Annotated in this window: 20 protein-coding genes; 8 read left to right on the plus strand and 12 right to left on the minus strand. The window is 68.9% G+C overall.

Going from position 1 to position 20,717, the window contains the following annotated elements:
• The first annotated feature begins 60 nt into the window (after positions 1-60).
• Positions 61-2,613, plus strand: a complete 2,553-nt coding sequence (locus ACWEKS_RS33160; RefSeq protein ID WP_452343739.1) for a cytochrome P450 — start codon at positions 61-63, stop codon at positions 2,611-2,613.
• A gap of 12 nt (positions 2,614-2,625) precedes the next feature.
• Here ACWEKS_RS33160 and ACWEKS_RS33165 read toward each other — a convergent pair whose 3' ends face one another.
• Positions 2,626-3,843: a cytochrome P450 family protein gene (locus ACWEKS_RS33165; RefSeq protein ID WP_452343740.1), complete on the minus strand. Its 1,218-nt coding sequence runs from the start codon at positions 3,841-3,843 to the stop codon at positions 2,626-2,628.
• Positions 3,844-3,942: 99 nt separating this feature from the next.
• On the opposite strand from ACWEKS_RS33165, the gene ACWEKS_RS33170 reads away from it, so the two are divergent.
• The 3 genes from ACWEKS_RS33170 to ACWEKS_RS33180 are packed head-to-tail and all read left to right on the plus strand — an operon-like array spanning position 3,943 to position 5,548.
• Positions 3,943-4,368, plus strand: coding sequence for a hypothetical protein (locus ACWEKS_RS33170; RefSeq protein ID WP_452343741.1), 426 nt, complete (start codon positions 3,943-3,945; stop codon positions 4,366-4,368).
• Positions 4,362-4,589: a helix-turn-helix transcriptional regulator gene (locus ACWEKS_RS33175; protein ID WP_040857236.1), complete on the plus strand. Its 228-nt coding sequence runs from the start codon at positions 4,362-4,364 to the stop codon at positions 4,587-4,589. The genes ACWEKS_RS33170 and ACWEKS_RS33175 overlap by 7 nt, the downstream gene beginning before the upstream one ends.
• Positions 4,586-5,548 (plus strand): NAD(P)-dependent alcohol dehydrogenase, encoded by a 963-nt coding sequence (locus ACWEKS_RS33180; RefSeq protein WP_452343742.1) that lies wholly within the window; start codon positions 4,586-4,588, stop codon positions 5,546-5,548. Before ACWEKS_RS33175 ends, ACWEKS_RS33180 begins: the two co-directional genes overlap by 4 nt.
• Positions 5,549-5,805: 257 nt before the next feature.
• Here ACWEKS_RS33180 and ACWEKS_RS33185 read toward each other — a convergent pair whose 3' ends face one another.
• The 3 genes from ACWEKS_RS33185 to ACWEKS_RS33195 all read right to left on the minus strand — a co-directional run bounded on the left by ACWEKS_RS33185 (position 5,806) and on the right by ACWEKS_RS33195 (position 8,154).
• On the minus strand, positions 5,806-6,807 hold the full coding sequence (locus tag ACWEKS_RS33185; RefSeq protein WP_452343743.1) for an alkylmercury lyase family protein: 1,002 nt from the start codon (positions 6,805-6,807) through the stop codon (positions 5,806-5,808).
• Entirely contained in the window at positions 6,804-7,208 is a 405-nt protein-coding gene (locus ACWEKS_RS33190; protein ID WP_452343744.1) for a MerR family transcriptional regulator, read from the minus strand. Before ACWEKS_RS33190 ends, ACWEKS_RS33185 begins: the two co-directional genes overlap by 4 nt.
• A gap of 106 nt (positions 7,209-7,314) precedes the next feature.
• Positions 7,315-8,154 carry an alpha/beta fold hydrolase gene (locus tag ACWEKS_RS33195; RefSeq protein WP_452343745.1) on the minus strand — a complete coding sequence of 280 codons (840 nt, stop codon included), beginning with the start codon at positions 8,152-8,154 and terminating at the stop codon, positions 7,315-7,317.
• Between the two features lie 109 nt (positions 8,155-8,263).
• Here ACWEKS_RS33195 and ACWEKS_RS33200 point away from each other — a divergent pair, with 109 nt between their 5' ends.
• Positions 8,264-9,235, plus strand: a complete 972-nt coding sequence (locus tag ACWEKS_RS33200) for a helix-turn-helix transcriptional regulator (protein WP_452343746.1) — start codon at positions 8,264-8,266, stop codon at positions 9,233-9,235.
• Here ACWEKS_RS33200 and ACWEKS_RS33205 read toward each other — a convergent pair.
• From ACWEKS_RS33205 to ACWEKS_RS33215, 3 genes are all read right to left on the minus strand, one after another.
• On the minus strand, positions 9,226-9,801 hold the full coding sequence (locus tag ACWEKS_RS33205; protein WP_452343747.1) for a TetR/AcrR family transcriptional regulator: 576 nt from the start codon (positions 9,799-9,801) through the stop codon (positions 9,226-9,228). The genes ACWEKS_RS33200 and ACWEKS_RS33205 overlap by 10 nt on opposite strands.
• Positions 9,802-10,003: 202 nt before the next feature.
• Entirely contained in the window at positions 10,004-10,591 is a 588-nt protein-coding gene (locus tag ACWEKS_RS33210) for a Uma2 family endonuclease (protein WP_452343748.1), read from the minus strand.
• 102 nt (positions 10,592-10,693) lie between these two features.
• Positions 10,694-12,877: a malate synthase G gene (locus ACWEKS_RS33215; protein WP_452343749.1), complete on the minus strand. Its 2,184-nt coding sequence runs from the start codon at positions 12,875-12,877 to the stop codon at positions 10,694-10,696.
• A gap of 183 nt (positions 12,878-13,060) precedes the next feature.
• Here ACWEKS_RS33215 and ACWEKS_RS33220 point away from each other — a divergent pair, with 183 nt between their 5' ends.
• From ACWEKS_RS33220 to ACWEKS_RS33230, 3 genes are read left to right on the plus strand one after another with little or no spacing between them, the layout of a single operon-like run.
• Positions 13,061-13,807 carry an SDR family NAD(P)-dependent oxidoreductase gene (locus ACWEKS_RS33220; protein ID WP_452343750.1) on the plus strand — a complete coding sequence of 249 codons (747 nt, stop codon included), beginning with the start codon at positions 13,061-13,063 and terminating at the stop codon, positions 13,805-13,807.
• The gene (locus ACWEKS_RS33225; protein ID WP_452343751.1) at positions 13,804-14,445 is read left to right on the plus strand and encodes a TetR/AcrR family transcriptional regulator; all 642 of its coding nucleotides are present in this window, start codon (positions 13,804-13,806) and stop codon (positions 14,443-14,445) included. Before ACWEKS_RS33220 ends, ACWEKS_RS33225 begins: the two co-directional genes overlap by 4 nt.
• 2 nt (positions 14,446-14,447) lie before the next feature.
• Positions 14,448-15,737 (plus strand): acyl-CoA dehydrogenase family protein, encoded by a 1,290-nt coding sequence (locus ACWEKS_RS33230; RefSeq protein ID WP_379402010.1) that lies wholly within the window; start codon positions 14,448-14,450, stop codon positions 15,735-15,737.
• A 67-nt stretch (positions 15,738-15,804) separates the two neighbouring features.
• On the opposite strand, the gene ACWEKS_RS33235 is transcribed toward ACWEKS_RS33230, so the two are convergent.
• The 5 genes from ACWEKS_RS33235 to ACWEKS_RS33255 form a co-directional block, all read right to left on the minus strand.
• A complete protein-coding gene (locus ACWEKS_RS33235) occupies positions 15,805-16,308 on the minus strand; it encodes a DUF4231 domain-containing protein (protein WP_452343752.1) in 504 nt (167 codons plus the stop codon).
• Between the two features lie 101 nt (positions 16,309-16,409).
• Positions 16,410-17,132, minus strand: coding sequence for a PaaI family thioesterase (locus ACWEKS_RS33240; RefSeq protein ID WP_452343753.1), 723 nt, complete (start codon positions 17,130-17,132; stop codon positions 16,410-16,412).
• Between the two features lie 204 nt (positions 17,133-17,336).
• Positions 17,337-18,335 (minus strand): adenylate/guanylate cyclase domain-containing protein, encoded by a 999-nt coding sequence (locus tag ACWEKS_RS33245; protein WP_452343754.1) that lies wholly within the window; start codon positions 18,333-18,335, stop codon positions 17,337-17,339.
• Between the two features lie 129 nt (positions 18,336-18,464).
• Positions 18,465-19,049 carry a DUF305 domain-containing protein gene (locus ACWEKS_RS33250; RefSeq protein WP_452343772.1) on the minus strand — a complete coding sequence of 195 codons (585 nt, stop codon included), beginning with the start codon at positions 19,047-19,049 and terminating at the stop codon, positions 18,465-18,467.
• A 74-nt stretch (positions 19,050-19,123) separates the two neighbouring features.
• Positions 19,124-20,701 carry an LVIVD repeat-containing protein gene (locus ACWEKS_RS33255; protein ID WP_452343755.1) on the minus strand — a complete coding sequence of 526 codons (1,578 nt, stop codon included), beginning with the start codon at positions 20,699-20,701 and terminating at the stop codon, positions 19,124-19,126.
• Positions 20,702-20,717 lie beyond the last annotated feature (16 nt).

A 20,717-nucleotide genomic window follows, 5' to 3' on the forward strand; every position in this document is an offset into this window, starting at 1 on the left:
GTCCAGACCTAGGAAATGTGGGCATTTCACTGACGGGCGGCGCTGCGTAGGGTTGCGCTGATGCACATCGCCATGTTCGTGGACTACCACCCGGCCTCGCTCGGCGGGGTGCAGACCGCCGTCACCGGGCTGCGCCGCGGACTCGAACGCGCCGGGCACCGGGTCACCGTGTTCACCGTGCCCGATCCGGCGGCCGCGCCCGACCCGGATGTCGTTGCGCTGCAACCGCTGCCGGTTCCGGCCGTGAACGGATTCGCGGTCGTCGCACCGACCCGGCGCAATGCCGCGCTCATCGACGCCGAATTCGCCGCTCGTGGACCGATCGATATCGTGCATACCCAGAGCACCTACGGCGTCGCCATCGCGGGCATGAAAGCCGCACGGCGGCACCGGATTCCGCTCGTGCACACCGCGCAGAGCCGCGACGACGCCTTCATCGAGCACACCTCGCCCGCGCCCTACGCCACCGCGCTGGCGCTGCGCGGGTTGCACGGCCGCTATGTGCCGCACGACCATCACATGCCGCACCGGGCCGGGGAATCGGCCGCCGCCCGGCACGCCTGGTGGACGATCAGCGGACAGGCCCAGGCCGCCGACCAGGTGATCGCGCCGACCCGGCACTTCGCCGACCTGCTGCTCGCGCACGGTCTCACCCGCCCGATCACCGTGGTGTCCAACGGCGTCGACGACGCGCTGCTCGACGCGCGCACCGCCGTGACGCGCCCCGCGGACGGGTCGCTGCGGCTGGTGTGGTGCGGGCGGCTGTCGGGGGAGAAGCGGCTGCTGGAAGCCATCGAGGCGGTGCGGCGCGCCGACAACTGCGTGCTCGACATCTACGGCGAGGGCGACCTGCGCGGCGCGGCCGTCGGACGCATCGTGGAACGGCGGCTCGGCGAGCGAATCCGGTTGCACGGCAGGGTGAGCCAGGCCGCCTGCCTCGACGCCATGGCTACGGCGGACGCACTGCTGTTCCCCTCCAATGGATTCGACACCCAGGGCATGGTGCTGCTCGAGGCCACCGCCGTCGGACTACCGGTGGTGTACTGCGATCCCGATCTCGCCGAATCGGTGCCCGCGGGCATCCGGTCGGCGGATCCGTCGGTCGAGGCGCTGAGCGAGACCCTCGCCAAGCTGGCGGCGGACCGCTCGGTGCTCGCCGCACTGCGGGCGCAACTGGCCGGACAGGCCGACACCGTGCGCCAATCACACCAGATCGCACGGGTATTGGAGGTCTACCGGGACGCCGGTGCCGGGTTGGCCGCCGCGCCGCCGCCCGTCATGCCGCGGAGCCTGGCGGACATCCCCACCGCCCCGGGCAGCGTGCCGGTGCTCGGGCACAGTCTGCGCGCGCTCACCGACGCACCCGGCTTCGTGACCTCGCTGCCCGCGCTCGGGCCGATCGTGCGCGTGCACTTCGGCCGCCAGACGGGCTACGTGCTCACCACCCCGGACCTGCTGCGCGAGGTCAATCTCAGCGACGCCGAATTCGAGCGGGAGGACCTGCGCGAGGCCATCGACGATATCGCGGGCGGGGCGGTCAATGTGCTGCGCGGGCCCGAACACCGGTTGCGCCGCCGGATGATCTCGCCCGCGCTGCGGCAGAGCCGGCTGGCCGAATATGCCGAAGCCGCAGCCGATATCGCCAATGCCTGGGCCGCCGCACTGCCGGTCGGTCAGCGGGTGAATCTCATGGACGAGGCGCACGGACTGGTGCTCGATACCGTGTCGGCGACCCTGTTCACGGCCGACTTCGGTGACAGTGCGCGCCGCGAGATCCGCGACAGTGTGCCGTGGCTGCTCAGTCAGGTCATCGTGCGCACCGCACTGCCGCCGCAGCTGCGCAGGCTGCGGGTCATCGCGAACTACCGGTGGCGCAGCAAGTCCCGGCACCTGCGTGCCGCCGTGGGGGCGGTGGTGAGCGAATACCGCAGGCGCGACGAGGATTTCAACGATGTGGTGTCGGCGCTCATCCGGCACACCGACAGCGAGACCGGGGCGCGGCTGTCCGACGACCACATCATCGACGAGGCCATCCTCATGCTCGCCGGCGGCGTCGGATCCATGGCGTCGCTGACCGGGTGGCTGTGGCACGAGGTCAGCCTGCGACCGGCCATCGCCGAACGCCTGTACGCGGAACTGGACGCCGTGGTCGGCACCGGTGACGTGCGGCCCGGACACCTGGCCGCCATGCCGTACCTGAAACAGGTCGTCTCCGAGACCATTCGATTCTGGGGACCCTGGATCAGCGCCGCCAACGCCAGCGCCGACCTGACCGTCGGGGACGTCACCATTCCGGCGGGGGCCGCGATCATGTTCAGCCCCTACATGGTTCAGCACGACCCGCGCTGGTTCACCCACCCCGAATCCTTCGATCCGGAACGCTGGTCCGCCGAGAACGCCGCCGACACCGCCAAGAAGGCGATGATCTCCTTCGGCGTCGGCCGCCGCCGCTGCCTCGGCGACCACTTCGCCCTGCTCGAAATCGCGCTGGCCTCGGCGGCGCTGCTGTCCCGCTGGCGGATCACCCCGGTGCCGGGACACCGGGTGCGGGCCTCGAACCGGGATTTCGTGCTCTCGCCGTCGGCGCTGCCGGTCACCCTGCGGGCCCGCTGACCCCGGCGGGTACTACAGCAGCACCGGCAGTTCGTGCAGCCCGTGCATGAGGGTGCTCGGATGCCAGGCGAGCGCCTCGGCGGCCGGTGACAGGCGCAGGTCCGGGAACCGGGACAGCAATGCGGCGAAGGCGACCCGCGCTTCGAGGCGGGCGAGCGGGGCGCCGACGCAGAAGTGGATACCGTGGCCGAAGGCCAGATGGCCGGTGGTGTCGCGGGCGGGATCCAGGGCATCGGGGGCCGGATAGCGGTCGGCGTCGCGATTGGCGGCGGCCAAGGCGACGAAGACGAATTCGCCCGCGGGGATATCCGTGCCCGCGATGGTGACCGGTTCGGCCGTGTGCCGGATGGTGCTCATGTTCACCGGGCCGTCGAAGCGCAGGAATTCCTCCACCGCAGCGGGAATCGCCTCGGGGTCGGCGCGCAGGGCCCGCAGCTGCGCCGGATTGCGGAGCAGGGCGAGAGTGCCGTTGGCGATCAGATTGACGGTGGTGTCGTGCCCGGCGACCAGCAGCAGGAAGGCCATGCCGACCTGCTCGGACTCGGTGAGGGCATCGCCGTCGTCGGCGGGGACGGCCAGCGCGGACAGCAGATCGGCGGCGGGTTCCACCGCCTTCGCCCGCACCAGCTGGGTGAGGTAGGCCGCCATGGCCTCGGAGGCGCGGGCCCGGTCCTCGTCCAGGCCCGCGACCGCGACCAGCGCCCGGGTCCACTCCTGGAAGTCCGCACGATCGCCGAGCGGAACACCGAGCAGCTCGCAGATCACCGTGATCGGCAGCGGCTCGGCGAATTCGCGCAGCAGGTCCACTTCGGAGCGGCCCTCCAGGGCATCCAGCAGCGAGCCGGTGATCTCCTCGATGCGCGGGCCCAGCGCGGCCACCCGGCGCGGGGTGAAAGCCCGGGTCACCAGTTTCCGCAGCCGGGTGTGGCCGGGCGGATCGGTGTTGAGCATGTGGGATAGCAACGCCAGCATATTCGGATCCGACTGCGGCACACCGCGTTTGCGGCTGAGCAGTGCGTCGCTGACAGCGGCCGCCTTCTGCAGGCGCGGATCGGACAGCGCGGCGCGGCCCGCGGCGTAGTCGAGGATGACCCAGCGGATCACTCCGTCGGGGAACCGGACTCGCCGCACCGGCCCGTGCTCGCGCCAGCGCCGGTAGTGGGCGTGCGGATCGGCGAAGAACTCCGGGCTGATGGATTCGATCCGGTCCGGGGCTTCGATATCGGCCATACCGCGACCCTAGTCGATGGAATCGATTGCGGCGAACGACAATTCGTTTGGATGTAAAAGATTCTGTACATGAAGTCGTGTTTTCTTTACACTGGGTGCATGCCCTACGAGGAGAAGCGAACCTGGATCCTGGGTGTCGCGGCCGTGGTCTCGTACGTGATCTATCTGATCGTCGTGCTGGCGCGTGCGCGGCACACCGCGATGGTGGACGTGGCCTATGTCGAGCCACTGCTGTGGACGGTCGGCGGGTCCATCGTGGTCTCGATCGTGGCCAGTATCGCCGTGGCCATCGGGTCACGAGACCGGGACCGCCGGGATCAGCGCGACCGTGAAATCGATATGCGTGGAACGCAGGCCGGCAATGCCTTCGTCGTGCTCGGCGCGGTCACCGCGCTGGTACTGGCCATGGCCAACGGCGACCGGTTCTGGATCGCCAATGCGATCTACCTGGGCTTCACGCTCTCCGCGGTGGTGGGCGCGGTCGCCAAGCTCGTCGCCTACCGGCGGGGGACCTGGCCATGGTGAAGCCGACCAGGGTCACCAACAACATTCGCGCGCTGCGCTTCTCGCACGGCGAGATGACACAGGCCGAACTGGCCGACCGGCTCGGGGTGACCCGGCAGACCGTCAATGCCATCGAACAGGGCAAGTACTCGCCATCGCTGGAGATGGCGTTCCAGATCGCCCGGGTGTTCCGTGCACCACTGGACGAGATCTTCGAGTATCCGGAAGAAGACCAGCCATGAAGGCTATTGCGCAGGACGCGTACGGCACCGTCGACATGTTGTCCTATACCGACATTCCCACGCCCGACACCGGGCAGGACGGCGTGCTCGTCCGCGTGCGCGCCGCGGGTGTGGATCCCAGCGTCTGGCATTTCATGACCGGCGAGCCACGGATCGCCCGGCTGGCGCTCGGGCTGCGCGCGCCCCGGGAACGGGTCCGCGGCTGGGATGTCGCGGGCGTCGTCGAGGCGGTCGGGCCGCAGGTGACCGAATTCCGGCCCGGTGACGAGGTTTTCGGCACCGTCCCCGGCTCGTACGCCGAATTCGCCTGCGCCCCCGCCGTGAAACTCCAGCGTAAACCCATCAATCTGAGCTTCGAACAAGCCGCGGCCCTGCCGATCTCCGGCATGACCGCGCTCACGGGCCTGCGCGACGCGGGCCGCATCGAGGCCGGCCAGCGCGTGCTGATCATCGGCGCGTCGGGCGGCGTCGGCCACCTCGCGGTCCAGCTCGCCAAGCACTACGGCACCGAGGTCACCGGCGTCTGCTCGGGCGCGTCCACCGCCTTCGTCACCGACCTCGGCGCCGACCACGTCATCGACTACACCACCGAAACCCTCACCGGCCATTACGATCTCATCCTCGACATGGCCGGGAACCGTCCCCTCCCACTGCTGCGCTCCCTCCTCACCGCCACCGGCACCCTGGTGCTCGGCGGCGGCGAAGGCGGCGGTCGCTGGTTCGGCGGCCTCGGCCGCTCCGTCCGCGCCCAACTCCTCTCACCCTTCACCCGCCACCGCCTGCGCTCCCTCCTGGCCCTCCCCAAACCCGAAACCCTCTGCACCCTGGCCGAACTCGCCACCGCAGGCGCGCTGACTCCCCGCATCGACCGAACCTTCGCCCTCCCCGAAGCCACGGCCGCCATCACCCACCTGGCCGCCGGACACTCCACGGGCAAGTCCGTGATCGTGGTCGGCTGACGCGGAGACGCGCGAACCCCCGCCGCCGCGTGCGGCGAGGGGGTTCACGAAATCGAAGGGACCGCTGTTACAGCGGCATCGGGCCGGACGAGCCCGACGAGGCCCAGGACCAGCCGGCGTTGATGCGGGCCAGGATCAAGTTGACGATGTCGAGGACGGTTGAACCCATCGGTGTTTCCTCAGTGCTCGGGGTGGGTTGACGGTGCGGAGCGTGGTCGAGGGATTCTGGGAGCGATATGGGTTGGCGCAAAGGTGAATTAGCACTGGAGCTGGGTGCCGAAGATGTCGTTGCCGAGTCGGTGGGCGGCAGGCAGATCGAGGATCGTGCCGTCGAGGTGGGGATGGGCCTCGGACCAGCGTTCGGCGGTCTCGCGGTCGGTGAAGAAGTTGAGGTCGTTGCAGCAGGAGTCTGCGGAGGGGCCCTCGCCTGCTCGGGCGCCGAGGAAGACGACCGTGGTGGTCGGGTGAGCGGTGAGTTCGCCTGCGTGGATGGTTATTTCGATGGGGTCGGCGGTCGTCGGGTCCGCCGAAGTGATGACGGTATCGGTGCCGAGCATCGCGGGCATACCGAGTGCGTCGACCGCGCACATTGCGTAAACCGTTGCGCCGTTGGTGATTCGAACGCGGTGTGGGGTCGGCGAGGTCGAGAACGGATAGGCCGAGGCGATAGCGCCGGCGGCATCGAGACGGATCACGTCCGCTTCATGTAGGCGAGCCAGGACCGATGCGGCGGAGGCGTCGAATCGCGCGGCGATGTGGGTCAGCTCCGTTGCACTCGGTGGTCGGCCAGTGGCGGCGAAGCCGCGCAGAACGGCCTGGTGGATAGCCTTTTCGGCGGGGTCCGCCGGTTGTGCGGTGCTGCGCCAGGTCGTGAGTCCGGACGCGGGGGCGCCCCCGGTCTCCGAGGGTGCGCAGCAGTCGCCGGTAGCCCGGGAGTCCTCCGGCGTATCGATCGACTCGAGTTGCAGGGCAGCGCGGAGAGCGCCGACCGTCGGGGCACCGTCCATGCCACCGGATTCGGACCGGTACAGGCGGCACGAGACACTCGGGACCTGGCCCGGCACCGCGAACGGGTCGACGCCATCGACCAGCAGCGTGGGCGACCCGGCCATGCCCGCCACGGCCGCTTCGTCCGGGTCGTCGATGACCCGGTGACTGATCTCGAGCACGATCCGACGGTCCGCAGTCGCCCGCCGGAGGCGATCCTCCAGCAGGGCCACGCTCGGGCAGTCCGGAACCTGCAGTATCTCGAGCTTCACGACCGATCTCCCTTCTCGTGCAAGGTCTCCAGCAATGAGCAGCAGCGGTCCTCGCGCGGGCGCTCACAGGTCGCCACCAGCTCGGCCAGCGATCGCCGCATGCGTTGCAGGTCGGCGATGCGCTCGGCGAGCAGGGTTATCCTCGACTCGGCCAGCTCCCGCGCCGTATCGCAGTCCTCGGGGCCGCCCGCGGCGAGCTGCAGCAGCACCTCGACCTCGTCCAGGCTGAACCCGTGATCCTGCGCCCGCTTGACGAACCGGACCGTCGCCACCGCGTCTGCGGGATACGCGCGGTACCCGCCCGCCGAACGCGGCGGTTCCGCCAGCAGACCTCGCCGCTCGTAATACCGCAGGGTCTGCACGTTCACGCCCGCGCGGGCGGCCACCTCGCTGCTGCGCATACCGCCATTCTCAACCCTGTACCCGGGTACAGAGTCAAGAGTGGGGCGTGGGCCGCGGCTGCCGGATCGGTGTGGAGCGGGCGGCGGCCGGGCTGGAGCGAATTCGCTACGCCGAGGCGGGAACCGGGGACGTCGCGAAGGCGAGGAGGTCGCGGGTCAGGCGTTCCGGGTGGGTCAGGTAGAGGCCGTGCGGGGCGTTTTCGTAGATGACGAGCTCGCTGTCCGGGACGAGGGCGGCTTGGCGGCGGCCGCCGAGATCGAGTGAGATCGAGGCGTCGGAGTCGCCGTGGATGATCAGTGTCGGGACGGTGATGGTGCGCATCTCGGCGCGGAAGTCCGTTTCGACCACCGTGCGGTTGCATTCGATGGTCGCCCACATCGATGTTCCCGCAATGGATTGCAGGACGCGGTCGCGGGCGATCGCGGAGACCTCGCAGCCGGGGAGGCCGGCACCGATGTAGGGGTCGGCATTGTCGGTGAGCCAGCGGTCCTGATGGTGGTGCCAGGAATCGCGGAGGGCATCGGCGGCCGCGCGCGGGGCGCCGTCCGGGTTGTCGTCGGTGGCCAGCAGGAACGGCAGCGCGGCCGCCACCAGCGCGATGCGATCCACCCGGGCGCTGCCGTGGCGGGTCAGATAGCGGACGATCTCGCCGCCGCCCATGGAATGGCCGACCAGCAGGAGATCACGCAGGTCCAGGTGGTCGATCAGGTCGGCGACATCATCGGCGAGGGTGTCGTAGTCGTAGCCGTGCCCCGGGTCATCGGAGCGGCCGTGGCCGCGGCGGTCCAGGGCGATGGTGCGGAAGCCGCGCTCGGCCAGATCGGCCATCACACCCCGCGGTTCGGTGCTGTCCATCCCGGCCGCCGCCAGGAACAGCACCGGGCGGCCGGTGCCCCAATCGCGGTAGAACAGCGAGGTGCCGGTACGGGTTTCGACGAAAGGCATTGTGGTGTCTCCTCATTCGATGGTCGGACGGGGTCCGTTCGGAACGAGGAGGACCGTATGTCGGCTTCACTGACATCTAGTGTCAGTGGATTCCGGCAGAATTTCCGATATGCGCGCCAGCCGTCTCATGTCGATCCTGTTGCTGTTGCAGACACGCGACCGGGTCACCGCCCAGGAGATCGCCGGCCAACTGGAAGTCTCGATCCGTACCGTCTACCGCGACATGGAATCCCTCTCCGCCGCCGGCATCCCCGTCTACGGCGATCCGGGCCACGACGGCGGCTACCGCCTCCTCGACGGCTTCCGCACGAAGCTCGAGCTGCTGACCACCGACGAGGCCGGATCCCTGTTCTTCGCCGGACTCCCCAGCGCCGCAGCCGATCTCGGACTCGGCGCCATCGTCACCGCCGCCAACCTCAAGGTCATGTCCGCCCTGCCCCCGGAACTCCGCGACCGGGCGGGCCGCGTCGCCGAACGCTTCCACCTCGACGCCCCCGGCTGGTACAGCGAAGCCGAGCCGACGCCCCACCTCACCACCGTCGCCGACGCCGTCTGGAACGAACGCACCCTGCGCTTCACCTACATCCGCTGGGCCACACCACATCTGGTCACCCGCACCATCGAGCCGCTCGGGCTGGTGCTCAAATCCGGCAACTGGTACCTGGTGGGCCACACCGCCACCGACCTACGCACCTACCGCATCTCCCGGATCATGGAACTCGAGGTCCTCGCCGACCCCGTATCCCGTCCACCCGACTTCGACCTCGTCGCCTACTGGACCACCTACCTGGAATCCTTCGACCAACGCCGCCACCACCATTCGGCCCTGATCCGCGTCACCGCCGAAACCTTCGACCGCCTACCGGAACTCCTCGACCCCGCCACCGCGCAGGCCGCCCGCGACTCGGCCACCGACCCCACCTCCATCGGCCACCGCGACATCCGCCTCCCCATCGAATCCATCGACCGCGCCATCCCCGACCTGCTCCGCCTCGGCGCCGGCGCGGAAGTCCTCGCCCCCGAAGACCTCCGCCACCGCATCGCCACCGAAACCGCCGCCATGGCCCGCCGCTATGTATAGGACGGCCAGTTCGACAACGTCTGGTGCAGCGCTTCGACAATGTGCGGCCAGGAGTCGCCGGGGGAGCGTGAGTGGGCGAAGCCGCCGGCCGACTCGAGCGTGGCGAATCCGTGAAAAGTACTGCGCAGCAGGCGAGCCGCGTCCAGCCCCTCGGATTCCCCCAACCCGTACCCGCGCAACAGCGCCGCCGTCAGCTCGACACTGCGCAGCAGCGCCGGCTCATCCGCGACCTCGGCCGGATCCATCCGAATCTGCGTGGCCGCATAGCGTTCCGGATACTCGAGCACATAGGCTCGATACGCGTCGGCGAACGCCACCAATGCCTCCCTCCCGGAGCGACCGAGAACAGCCGCCCCGATCCGTTCGTTCAGCTCCCCACTGGCCAGCAGCGCCACCCGCACCCGCAAGTCCTGCAACCCCCGCACATGCACATACAAACTCGGATCCTTCACCCCGACCCGCTTGGCCAGTGCCGACAGCGTGAGCTTCTCGAACCCGATCTCATCGACCAGTTCAGCCGCCGCCCCGACCACCCGCTCCGTCGTCAACCCAACCCGCGGAGACATCCGCCCTCCTTCCTACGCCCACTGAGCCGAAACCTAGCATCCATAGGGCCAAGCGAATCATCCCGGGCGAGCTGCCAGCGGCCCTGAGGCGGGGGCTCAGCTTCCCGATCGACCTCGAACGCGACGAGCCGCCTGAGGCTGAAAAGCCCTGGGCGGCTCGCTGTTTCACTCTGAGGGGTATTCGGCTGACCTGACGAAGAAGTCAAGAAAAGTCGGCCAAGCGGGACAAGGGGAAGGAGATCGGGAATGGGTCGGAGACCTCGAGGACGTCTGCTTCCTCGAGAATGGTCGGGTCACCGTAAACGGCGCCGTTGAGGCGGCGGATCTGGATCCGTGGATGCGGGTCGAAATCGACCAGCCAGTACTGATCGATTCCGGTGCGGGCGTATTCGATCACCTTGCGGCCGCGGTCTTCTCGCTCGCTGCCCGAGCCGCGCGACACGATCTCGATCGCAAGTTGGACGTCATTGCCGGGGTACAGGGAAATCCCCAGGTCGCGAGCGTTCCTGGCAGCGGCTGCGCTCATGACGGCTACATCGGGTTTCCGGGCGCCCGACGGTGTCGAGATATCCATCGGAGCTTGGACGTAGGAGTTGGTCCCGGAGTCTTCGGCTGCGCGTTCCACGATGCGCGCCAGGACCCGCGCGAGGTAGTCGTGGCGAGTGCTCGGCGGCAATTCGATCAGCCAGCCATCGACGAGTTCGTGTGCCTTGCCGTCATCGGGAAGGCCGTGCAGATCTTCCACGGTGTACGGCCCGTAGCCGTACCCGTCCTCGTAGGCGACACTCACCGGCTCCTGTCCTTTCATCAGGGAACTTCGCCAGTCTAAAGCGAATCCCCGGTCGACCATTGCCGACCGGGGATTCGTTTCATGAGGTGGAGCGGATGTGTCCTAGACGGACTTGTTGAAGGCCTTGGCCTCGCGGCGGCGGCGGTGCAGGATCGGCTCGGTGTAGCCGTTGGGCTGCTTGGTGCCCTCGAGGACCAGTTCCTTCGCGGCCTGGAAGGCGATGGAGGCGTTGAAGTCCGGGGCCATGGGGAAGTACGACGAGTCGCCGGCGTTCTGGCGGTCGACGACGGGGGCCATGCGCTCGAGGGAGGCGATGACATCCGCCTCGGTCACGATGGCGTGGCGCAGCCAGTTGGCCATCAGCTGGCTGGAGATGCGCAGGGTGGCGCGGTCCTCCATGAGGCCGATGTCCTTGATGTCGGGCACCTTCGAGCAGCCGACGCCCTGGTCGATCCAGCGCACCACGTAGCCGAGGATGCCCTGCGAGTTGTTGTCCAGCTCCTGCTGGATCTCCTCGGCGGACCAGTCGGTGTTCGGGGCGAGCGGGATCTCGAGGATCTCGGCGACGGTGGCGCGCGGGCCGCCCTTGGCGATCTCGGCCTGCCGCTTGAACACGTCCACCAGGTGGTAGTGGGTGGCGTGCAGGGTGGCGGCGGTGGGCGAGGGCACCCAGGCGGTGTTGGCGCCGGACTTCGGGTGGCCGACCTTCTGGACCAGCATCTCGGCCATCAGATCGGGCATGGCCCACATGCCCTTACCGATCTGCGCCTTGCCGGGCAGGCCGGTGGCCAGGCCGGTGTCGACGTTCCAGTCCTCGTAGGACTTGATCCACTGCTGGGCCTTCATCTCGGCCTTGCGGACCATCGGCCCGGCCTCCATGGAGGTGTGGATCTCGTCGCCGGTGCGGTCCAGGAAGCCGGTGTTGATGAAGACCACGCGGTCCTTGGCGGCGAAGATGGACGCCTTCAGGTTCACCGTGGTGCGGCGCTCCTCGTCCATGATGCCGACCTTGAGGGTGTTGACCGGCAGGCCCACGACCTCTTCGACGCGGCCGAACAGCTCGTTGGTGAAGGCCACCTCGTCCGGGCCGTGCATCTTCGGCTTCACGATGTAGATCGAGCCGGTGCGGGTGTTCTTCAGCTGGGTCTCGCCGTTGAGGGCGTGCTTGGCGATCAGGACGGTGATCAGGCCGTCCATGATGCCCTCGGGCACCTCGTTGCCGGCGGCGTCGATGATCGCGTCGGAGGTCATCAGGTGACCCACATTGCGCACGAACAGCAGCGAACGGCCGTGCAGCACAAGCTCACTGCCGTCGAGGGCGGTGTACACGCGGTCCGGGTTCATGGTGCGGGTGAAGGTCTTGCCGACCTTCGACACCTGCTCGGCCAGATCGCCCTTCATCAGACCCAGCCAGTTGTGGTAGCAGAGGACCTTGTCCTCGGCGTCCACGGCCGCGACCGAGTCCTCGAAGTCCATGATCGTGGTGACCGCGGACTCCAGCACCACGTCCTTGACGCCCGCGGTGTCGGTCGAACCGATCGGGGAGGCCGGGTCGATCTGGATCTCGATGTGCAGGCCGTTGTGCTTCAGCAGCACCGAGGTCGGGTTGGCCGGGTCGCCCAGGTAACCCACCAGCGCGTCGTTGTCGGCCAGGCCGATCTCGGTGCCGTCCTCGAGGCCGACCACGAGCTCGCCGTCCTCGATCGAGTACTTGGTGGAGCCGACGTGCGAGCCGGTGATCAGCGGCACGGCGTCGTCGAGGAAGTTGCGGGCCCACTCGATGACCTTGTCGCCGCGGACCTTGTTGTAGCCCGAACCCTTCTCCGCGCCATTGGCCTCGGAGATGGCGTCGGTGCCGTACAGGGCGTCGTACAGCGAGCCCCAGCGCGCGTTCGCGGCATTGATGGCGAAGCGAGCGTTCATCACCGGCACGACCAGCTGCGGTCCCGCCTGGGTGGCGATTTCGGCGTCCACGTTCTCGGTACCGATCTGGAAGTCGGCCGGTTCGGGACGGAGATAGCCGATCTCGGTGAGGAACTGCTTGTAGGCAGCCTTGTCGTAGCCTGCGCCCGGGTTCGCGCGGTGCCACTCGTCGATCTTGGCTTGGATGTCGTCGCGTTCCGCCAGCAGTGCGCGGTTGCGGGGAGCGAGGTCATTGATGACGGCCTCGGCACCCGACCAGAACGCGGCGGAATCAACACCGGTGCCGGGAAGGGCCTCGTTCTCCACGAAATCGTGGAGCACCTTGGCAACCTGCAGCCCGCCGACCTGAATCCGCTCTGTCATCTACTGCCTCATTTCGAGAAGCCGGGTGGAAAAAGTACGGGCGTCATATTACTCGCGGTTACCGGGCGGTATTTCACGGCCTCGGGGTTGAGGCCTCGAACGATGGGGGTTGATTGTATCGATCGGTATATTTAATGTACTGGTTGGAACATTTTCCGGCCGCTCCGAGCGAAGGTGCGATTCATGGGAAAACCCTTGTCCGGCAAGGTCTCTGTGGTAACCGGCGGCAGTCGCGGGCTCGGGCGCGAGATGGTGCTGGCGCTCGCGGCGGCCGGATCCGATGTCGTCATCGCCAGCCGCAAGCTCGGGGCATGTGAGGAACTAGCCTCCGAGGTGCGCGCGAAGACCGGGCAGCGGGCGCTGGCGGTGGCCTGCAATGTGGGCGACTGGGAGCAGTGCGAGACGCTCGCCGAGGCCGCCTACGGCGAGTTCGGGACGGTCGACGTACTGGTCAACAACGCCGGGATGTCCCTGCTCTATCCCAGCTTGGACCAGGTTTCCGAGGCCATGTTCGACAAGGTGATCGCCACCAATCTGAAGGGGCCCTTCCGGCTCTCGGCGCTCATCGGCGCGCGCATGGCCGCGGCGGGCGGCGGATCGATCGTGAATATATCTTCCATCGAGGCCGCGCATCCCGAACCGCTGGCGGTGCCCTACGCCGCCGCGAAGGCCGGTCTCGAGGCCCTGACCGTGGGGCTGGCGCACACCTACGGGCCGTCGGTGCGGGTGAACACGATCCGCTGCGGCCCCTTCGACACCGATATCGCCAAGGCGTGGCCGCCGCAGATGCGCGCCGAACTGGCCCGGCACACCGCCCTCGGCCGGATCGGGGTGCCCGCCGACATCGCGGGGGCGGTGCTGTTCCTCGCCTCCGACGCCTCCGCCTACTGCACCGGCGCGACCCTCGCCCTGGACGGTGGATTCCGATGACCGCCGCCGTCCCGGCCCGCCGCCGCGGCCGCCCGCCCGCGTCGGCGAGCGGACCGGGGGAGACCCGGGAGCGGATCGTGCGCGCGGCGCTGGAACTGTTCGCGGAGCAGGGTTTCCACGGCACCGGCGTCGCCGAGATCGGGGAACGGGCCGATGTGCAGCGCGGGGCGCTGTACTACCACATCGGATCCAAGGAGGAGCTGCTGTGGCAGATCCTCGCCGACTACACCCGGCTCATGCTGGCCGAGGCCGAGCAGATCGCGGACGGCCCCGACTATCCGATCACCAAGCTGCGCAAGCTGATCCACAGCCACGTCCGGCTGATCATCGCCAATCGCCTTGCCGTGGCCATCCAGCTGCGCGACGTCACCGCGCTGACCGGCGAACGGGCGCGGGAGCTGCAGGAGCTGCGCGACCGCCTGCAAGCGCTGTGGCAGCAGGTCATCGACGCCGGCCGGGCCACGGGCGTGCTGCGCACCGACGACCACGTGGTCACCAACGGCGTGCTGGGCATGCTCAATTCGGTGACCTTCTGGTACCGGGCGGACGGGCAGCACACCCCCGACGAGATCGCCGACATTCTCTGCACCACCGTCCTGGACGGACTCATCCAACCGCGCAAGAGCACGAAAGGCTGATCATGGCTTGGGATTTCGAGACGGACCCGGAATACCAGAAGAAACTGGACTGGGTCGCGGAGTTCGTCAGGACCGAGGTGGAACCTCTGGACCTGCTCTACCCCAACCCCTACGACCGTCGGAACCCGGAGATCCGGGCGCTGATGAAACCGTTGCAGGAGAAGGTGAAACAGCAGCAGCTGTGGGCCTGCCACCTGGGACCCGAGCTGGGCGGACCGGGCTACGGGCAGCTGAAGCTGGCGCTGCTCAACGAGATGCTGGGCACGTCCCTGTGGGCCCCGCTCGTCTTCGGCTGTCAGGCACCGGATTCCGGCAACGCCGAGATCCTGGCCCACTTCGGCACGCCCGAGCAGAAGGCGAAATACCTGCAGCCCCTGCTCGATGGCGAGATCGGCTCGTGCTACGTCATGACCGAGCCCACCGGCGGTTCGGACCCGACGGCCTTCCGGACCCGCGCGGTGCGCGAGGGCGAGGAGTGGGTCATCAACGGCGAGAAGTGGTTCAACTCCGCGGCCGAGTTCGCCGCCTTCCACATCGTCATGGCGGTGACGGATCCGGACGCGCCGCCGCATCAGCGGCTGTCGATGTTCATCGTGCCCGCTGACGCCCCCGGTCTCGAGATCGTGCGGAACTTCACCGTCCCCGGTTTCAGCGAGCACGAGGCCCACCTGCGTTTCACCGACGTGCGCATTCCGGCGGACGCGCTGCTGGGCGCGGAGGGCCTCGGCTTCGTCGTGGCCCAGACCCGCCTGGGCGGCGGCCGCGTCCACCACGCCATGCGCACGGTCGCGCTGGTGCGCAAGGCCTTCGACATGATGTGCGAGCGGGCCGTGTCGCGGCCGATGGGCAAGGGCGTGCTCGGCGGCAAGCAGCTGACCCAGGAGAAGATCGCCGAATCCTGGATCGAGATGGAGCAGTTCCGGCTGCTGGTGCTGCGCACCGCCTGGCGCATCGACAAGGAACAGGACTACCGCAAGGTCCGCCACGACATCGCCGCGATCAAGGTGGCCATGCCCAAGGTCATGCACGATATCGCCCAGCGTGCCATGCATCTGCACGGGGCCATCGGCGTCAGCACCGATCTGCCGTTCCTCGACATGATGAACTACGCCCAGGTGATGGCGATCGCCGACGGGCCGACGGAGGTGCACAAGATCACCTTGGCGAAGGAGGTCCTGAAGACCTACGCGCCCGCAGATCCGGTCTACCCCAGTGGTTTCCGGCCCGCCCTGCGCGAACAAGCGCGGCAGCTGGTGGCCGACCGGCTCGAGCACGCCGTCGGAAACCTCTAGCCCGCCTGATCGAAAGGCCCACGGACGAGGGCGATCCGGTGCCTCTCGTCCGCGGGCCGATCGGCGATCAGGGCGCCGGCGAGGGTTCGTCGATGGTCTTGATGTAGTCGTCCACGTAGGTGGAGAGGATCTGCTCGACACTGAGCAGGAACTTGGTGGCGTTCGCGGGGGTGGGGCCGCCCGCGTAATCGCCCGCGCCGGCGACGAAGCGCCAGCCTTCGGAGAGCAGCAACTGCTGGGTGCGGCGGTTGGTCGCCACCCGCTGGTCGGCGTGGAAGATGGCGGCGCTGCCGGTGGCCACCACGGCCACCCCGCCGGCGAAGGCGGTGGCGGCGCGGATGAGGGAGCCCTCGAATCCGGCCAGTCCCGTCACCACGGCGCTGGCGACCATCGCGATGAACCGGAGAATCTGCCCCCAGCTGCGGAATCGGCCGGTGAGGCGGCCGGTGTTGGCGATCTCGCGGGCGTAGGTGCTGGTCCAGAAATCGTGGAACGCGGGGCCGACGACATTCCAGTCGATGACCGCTGCCATGGCGTCGGTTTGGGCCTGGGGCGACGAAGATCCTGCCACCCGGTCAGTGTGGCACGCGTGCCGTTGCCGCGCTCAGCGGTTGCGGCGAGTCCGCCTCGCGGCCAACGGCATCGGCGGCGCGGCGCGCGCGGCGCGCGGGCTCAGCCCCGGCGCGGTTCGATCCAGAGCGCTTCGGACAGGGCGCACAGTTCGCCGTCGGCGGTCGAGAGCGCCACGCCGACCGTGTGTTTGCGGCCGTCGCGCGCCACCACCCAGGCGTGCGAGATGTAGTCGGCCCCGGCGTACATCGGGCGCAGCTGTTGTGAGGTCATGGCGGCGGTGAACGCGCCGCTGCCCATTCGCGAGAAGACGAACGCGGCGCGGCCGCCCGGACAGTCGAGCGCCGACCAGACCACCTCGGGCGGGAGCTCCCCGGACTCGTCGGCGAGCCCGGCGTCGGGGGTCCAGGCGGCGGCCATCATCTGCTCGCCGGGCAGCTCCGACGGGAACAGCAGCAGCCCGCGGCCCGGCTCGCAGGCCAGCCCGCAGCCGTAGCAGTCGGTGACCGTCCGGTCGCCCGACAACCCCAGTTCGACAGCGGATTTCGCCGCCGCCCAAGTGGGCGCGGGCAGCGGATCGAGGGTGAGCGCCGCGGGCGCGGCCTCGACCAGCAGGGTGTCGTCGGTGGCGGTGAAGGCGACGCGGCCGTCGCCGGGACGCGAGAGCAGAATCGGGGTGTCGACCGTGACGGCACGCCGGAAGTCGACGCGCACGGTGTCCGCGCCGGAATGGGCGGCCAGCAGGCCCGCGAGGTAGCCGCCGAACGCGATCTCCGGATAGCCGTGGACATGCGTCGGAATGGTGAGCGCCTCGGCCCGAGTCATGCTGACAGTCAACCTCTCCCGGCCGGTCGGCCGATCATCCCTTCGACCATACCCACGGCAGGCCGGGGCGCAGCCGGTGAAATTTCCCACTCGCGGTGAGAGCGATGACGAGGCCGGGCATCGGCCGGAACAGCCGAGGTTCGGGCGGGAATCACCGGGGCCGGCCCACGGTTGCCCGGGCCCGGCCGCGGCGGAGCGGTCGGGCTAGCGGCGCTTGCGCTCGCGGACCAGGTGGGAACGCAAGCGGGAGAAGCCCTTGACCCGCACGCTGCGCAGACGGCGGATGGTCAGTTCATCGTCGCCGTCGAGTTCGGCCGCCGCGCCGTCGTCGACCAGGACCGTGCCGGGGCGGGCCACACCGGTGAGCCGGGCAGCCACATTGACGACCGTGCCGTAGAGGTCGCCGAAGCGGGTCAGGACCGGTCCGTAGGCCAGGCCCACCCGGATCTGGGGCATCTCCGGAATCGTCTGGGCCGCACGGGTGATCGCCGTATTGAGGTCCAGCCCGATGCGGGCGCCGGAGCGGGCGTCCTCGGCGGCGAACATCACCTCGTCGCCGACATTCTTGATCACCCAGCCGCCGTGCGCGGTGATCACCTCGGTGGTCGCGGACTCGAAGGTCTCCAGCAGTTCGGTCAGCTCGTCGGGGTCGAGGTGGCGGGACAGGCGGGTGTAGCCGACCATATCGGCGAAGCCGACCAGCAGGTGGCGGGTGGCTCCGCCGGAGGCGAGCGAGCGGGTGAGCGCCGCGGCCATGTGCCGTTGCCAGGCGTAGTCCTGCAATTCGGCGAGGACCGCGATGGCCTGTTCGGTGGCCTCCCGGCCCGCCTCGGGCCGCCCGGCGCCGGCCGCGATCCGGCCGCCGATCTCACGGGTGATCAGATCCGCCTGCCACTCGGCGAGCCGCGCCATCGCCTGGCCCAGCGTGCGGGCGGCGGCGATCTGGTTCTGCTCGTTCGCGATCGAGGCCTGGTCCAGGCTGGTGAAGGCGCGAATCGCGGCGACATCGTTGTCGGTGAACGCCACCTCGTCGTCGCTGGCCGCGGCCGGAAAGCCCAGCGCCACCCAGAGCTTGCGGGCCCGGTCGGCGGGCACACCGGACAGCTCGGCCACCTGCGCGCGGGTGTACCGGCGCGGGCCGCCGAGCAACGACCGTTCGACCACCGCGTCGACCGCCTCGGTCAGGCCACCAGATTCGATCATGCCGCCAGTACAGCACATCGAGTGGCGGAGACAGGGGCGTCCCGCGGCAGCGTCCGATTCCGCCAGTCGAGCGATGAAGACTCCAAAACCGTTGCGGCCGTGGGCGACAGGCAGTGCCTCAGCCGCACCTCAGGACAGGGGCTGGGCGTCGCGCTGCGCGAGCAGGATCGTCATCAGCCCCGATTCCTGCGACTGGGCCGTGATCATGCCCCGCGCGGCCTCCTTCACCGGACCCGACGCGAGCAGCCGATCGGCCGCCTGCGCCATGGCCACGCCGCCGCGGTGGTGGCGCAGCATGAGCTGCAGGAACAGGACCTCGGCGGCCTTGCCCCGGGCGGCGGCCAGCGAGTCGAGTTCGGCCTGGGTGGCCATGCCGGGCATGGAGGTGCCGTTCGTACCGGTCATGGCCGGCATCGAATGGTCGTGCGCGGCAGCCGCATCCGCCGTCATCCACGCCATCGGATGGGTGGAGTCGGGCGAGGCGTTGGCCAGGCGCAGCCAGCCGAGCATGGTGCCGATCTCCATGCGCTGGGCATCGGCGATCTGCTGGGCCAGCCGGCGCACCGTGGGATCCACCGCGGAATCCAAGCGCTGCACCATGATCAGCGCCTGCTCGTGATGGGCGGTCATGTCCTGGCTGAAGCCGATCTCGACCCGGCTGAGCACCGGTGGCGCGGAACGGCTCTCGGGAATCAGCAGTGGGCGCAGCAGCATCCCGGCCGCCAGCAGGGCGAGGGCGAGCACCGCCAGCGCCACCGGCCGCCGGACCCGAGCGCCCGGGCGAGCCGTCACGATCCCACCACGGACTGCTGGTCGGCGGGCGGGGTGTACACGTCGTCGGCGAGCTGCAACACCATGAAGCCGTTGTCATTGCAGGTGGCCCACAACTGGTTGCCGTGCCACTCCGGCGGGGAGAAGCACCAGTCGGTGGACAGGTCACCGAAGGCGACCATGCCGGACCGCGACGAGAGCGCCTTGTTCGGATCGAACTTGCCCTCCAGCACCGCCCGCGCCGCCGACGGGAACTCCATCACCGGCACACCGATGAGTGAGGCCAGGGCGTGCGGGGAGTTCCACAGCTCCAGGTTCCGGCCCTTGCGGGCGGGCGGATTGAAGTACGCGATCTCCTTGGCGTGGAACGGATCCCGCACATCGAACACCCGGATGCCGGATTCCTCCCAGCCGCACGCCAGCGCGGTCGGATTCTCCGGCCGATCGGCGGCGCAGTAGTGGGCGTCGTAGGAGAACACCGAGCCGCCCATGGCCGAGGCCAGCATCGAATCCTGATGCTCGGGCAGGTTGATCTCCAGCTTGATCTTGGCCGCGACCGTCGGGTTGGTCTCGTCGGAGATATCGATGAGCTTCACCCCGCCCGCGCCGCCCTCGTCCACGGTGAACAGGTACGGCTTGCCGTCATAGGTGACCGGAATGCTGTGCTGGGTCGCCCAGCCATCGGTCCAGAACACCCGTCCCAGATGGTTGACCTGCGGGTTCGGATCCCGGCGCTGCACCGCGCTGATGTCCAGCACGGTGAAACCGGCCAGGGCGGACAGGTACATGCGGTTGCCGTCCGGGCTGATCCCGAAGCCGTGCGCCTCGATGCCGGTGAGGCCCTGCCAGATCACGTGTGGATTCGCCGGGTCGGTCAGGTCGACCGCGCTGACGAAACCGGGCGCGATGCCCGAGGCCCAGTAGGTCCGGCCGTCCGGGGAGAACCCGCCCTCGTGGGTCGTGATCGGCAGCGGCATCAGCAGATTCGTGCCCGCACCCGGATTGAGCAGCCTCGGGTGGGCGCAGTCGGAGATGTCGTAGACCGACAGGAACCCGGCGCCCTCGCCGACGGGAACGCCGGTGCCCACCAGCAGCTTTCGCTCGGCATTGACCTTGAGCGATTCCCACGTGCCGGCGAGCATGGCGGGTTCGGTGAGGCTGCCGGTCACCACCGGGTTCGCCGGATCCGATACATCCAGCACCTGCACACCCTGCGCGGGCCCGAGAATATTGCCCGGGAACATCGACCCGGTGTAGGAGCAGTGGTCGTAGGTCGCCGAGGTGATCCCCGCGCCCCTGCCCACATAGCCGCCGACGAACGACAGATTGCACCGATACCCCAGCGTGCTGCGCCCGCTGTTGCGATCCTCGGCCGGAACATCGCCCTGCAGACCGGTTTCCGGCAGCGCGTCGTCCCCGCAGTCCGCCCGCGGCACCGAGGTGCGCCCGACATCCAGGAACTGCTGCACCTGATTCGCGATGTCGGACTGCAGGTCCGCCGTCGCACCCTGCATCGGCAGCAGGGCCGCCCCCAGCAGCGTCACCGCCAGCACCGCCGCCGGCTTGGACCGGCGCACGCCCGTGAACCGCATCATTGCGGTTACCCCCGTC

The sequence above is a fragment of the Nocardia sp. NPDC004711 genome (assembly GCF_053601595.1).

Coding starts and splice junctions, on each gene's coding strand:
- ACWEKS_RS33190 (WP_452343744.1), bottom strand. CDS start 7,208: ATGCGCAGCAGCGAGGTGGCCGCCCGCGCGGGCGTGAACGTGCAGACC.
- ACWEKS_RS33160 (WP_452343739.1), top strand. CDS start 61: ATGCACATCGCCATGTTCGTGGACTACCACCCGGCCTCGCTCGGCGGG.
- ACWEKS_RS33245 (WP_452343754.1), bottom strand. CDS start 18,335: ATGATCGAATCTGGTGGCCTGACCGAGGCGGTCGACGCGGTGGTCGAA.
- ACWEKS_RS33205 (WP_452343747.1), bottom strand. CDS start 9,801: ATGTCTCCGCGGGTTGGGTTGACGACGGAGCGGGTGGTCGGGGCGGCG.
- ACWEKS_RS33230 (WP_379402010.1), top strand. CDS start 14,448: ATGGCTTGGGATTTCGAGACGGACCCGGAATACCAGAAGAAACTGGAC.
- ACWEKS_RS33240 (WP_452343753.1), bottom strand. CDS start 17,132: ATGACTCGGGCCGAGGCGCTCACCATTCCGACGCATGTCCACGGCTAT.
- ACWEKS_RS33255 (WP_452343755.1), bottom strand. CDS start 20,701: ATGATGCGGTTCACGGGCGTGCGCCGGTCCAAGCCGGCGGCGGTGCTG.
- ACWEKS_RS33175 (WP_040857236.1), top strand. CDS start 4,362: ATGGTGAAGCCGACCAGGGTCACCAACAACATTCGCGCGCTGCGCTTC.
- ACWEKS_RS33170 (WP_452343741.1), top strand. CDS start 3,943: ATGCCCTACGAGGAGAAGCGAACCTGGATCCTGGGTGTCGCGGCCGTG.
- ACWEKS_RS33180 (WP_452343742.1), top strand. CDS start 4,586: ATGAAGGCTATTGCGCAGGACGCGTACGGCACCGTCGACATGTTGTCC.
- ACWEKS_RS33220 (WP_452343750.1), top strand. CDS start 13,061: ATGGGAAAACCCTTGTCCGGCAAGGTCTCTGTGGTAACCGGCGGCAGT.
- ACWEKS_RS33195 (WP_452343745.1), bottom strand. CDS start 8,154: ATGCCTTTCGTCGAAACCCGTACCGGCACCTCGCTGTTCTACCGCGAT.
- ACWEKS_RS33250 (WP_452343772.1), bottom strand. CDS start 19,049: ATGCTGCTGCGCCCACTGCTGATTCCCGAGAGCCGTTCCGCGCCACCG.
- ACWEKS_RS33165 (WP_452343740.1), bottom strand. CDS start 3,843: ATGGCCGATATCGAAGCCCCGGACCGGATCGAATCCATCAGCCCGGAG.
- ACWEKS_RS33215 (WP_452343749.1), bottom strand. CDS start 12,877: ATGACAGAGCGGATTCAGGTCGGCGGGCTGCAGGTTGCCAAGGTGCTC.
- ACWEKS_RS33225 (WP_452343751.1), top strand. CDS start 13,804: ATGACCGCCGCCGTCCCGGCCCGCCGCCGCGGCCGCCCGCCCGCGTCG.
- ACWEKS_RS33200 (WP_452343746.1), top strand. CDS start 8,264: ATGCGCGCCAGCCGTCTCATGTCGATCCTGTTGCTGTTGCAGACACGC.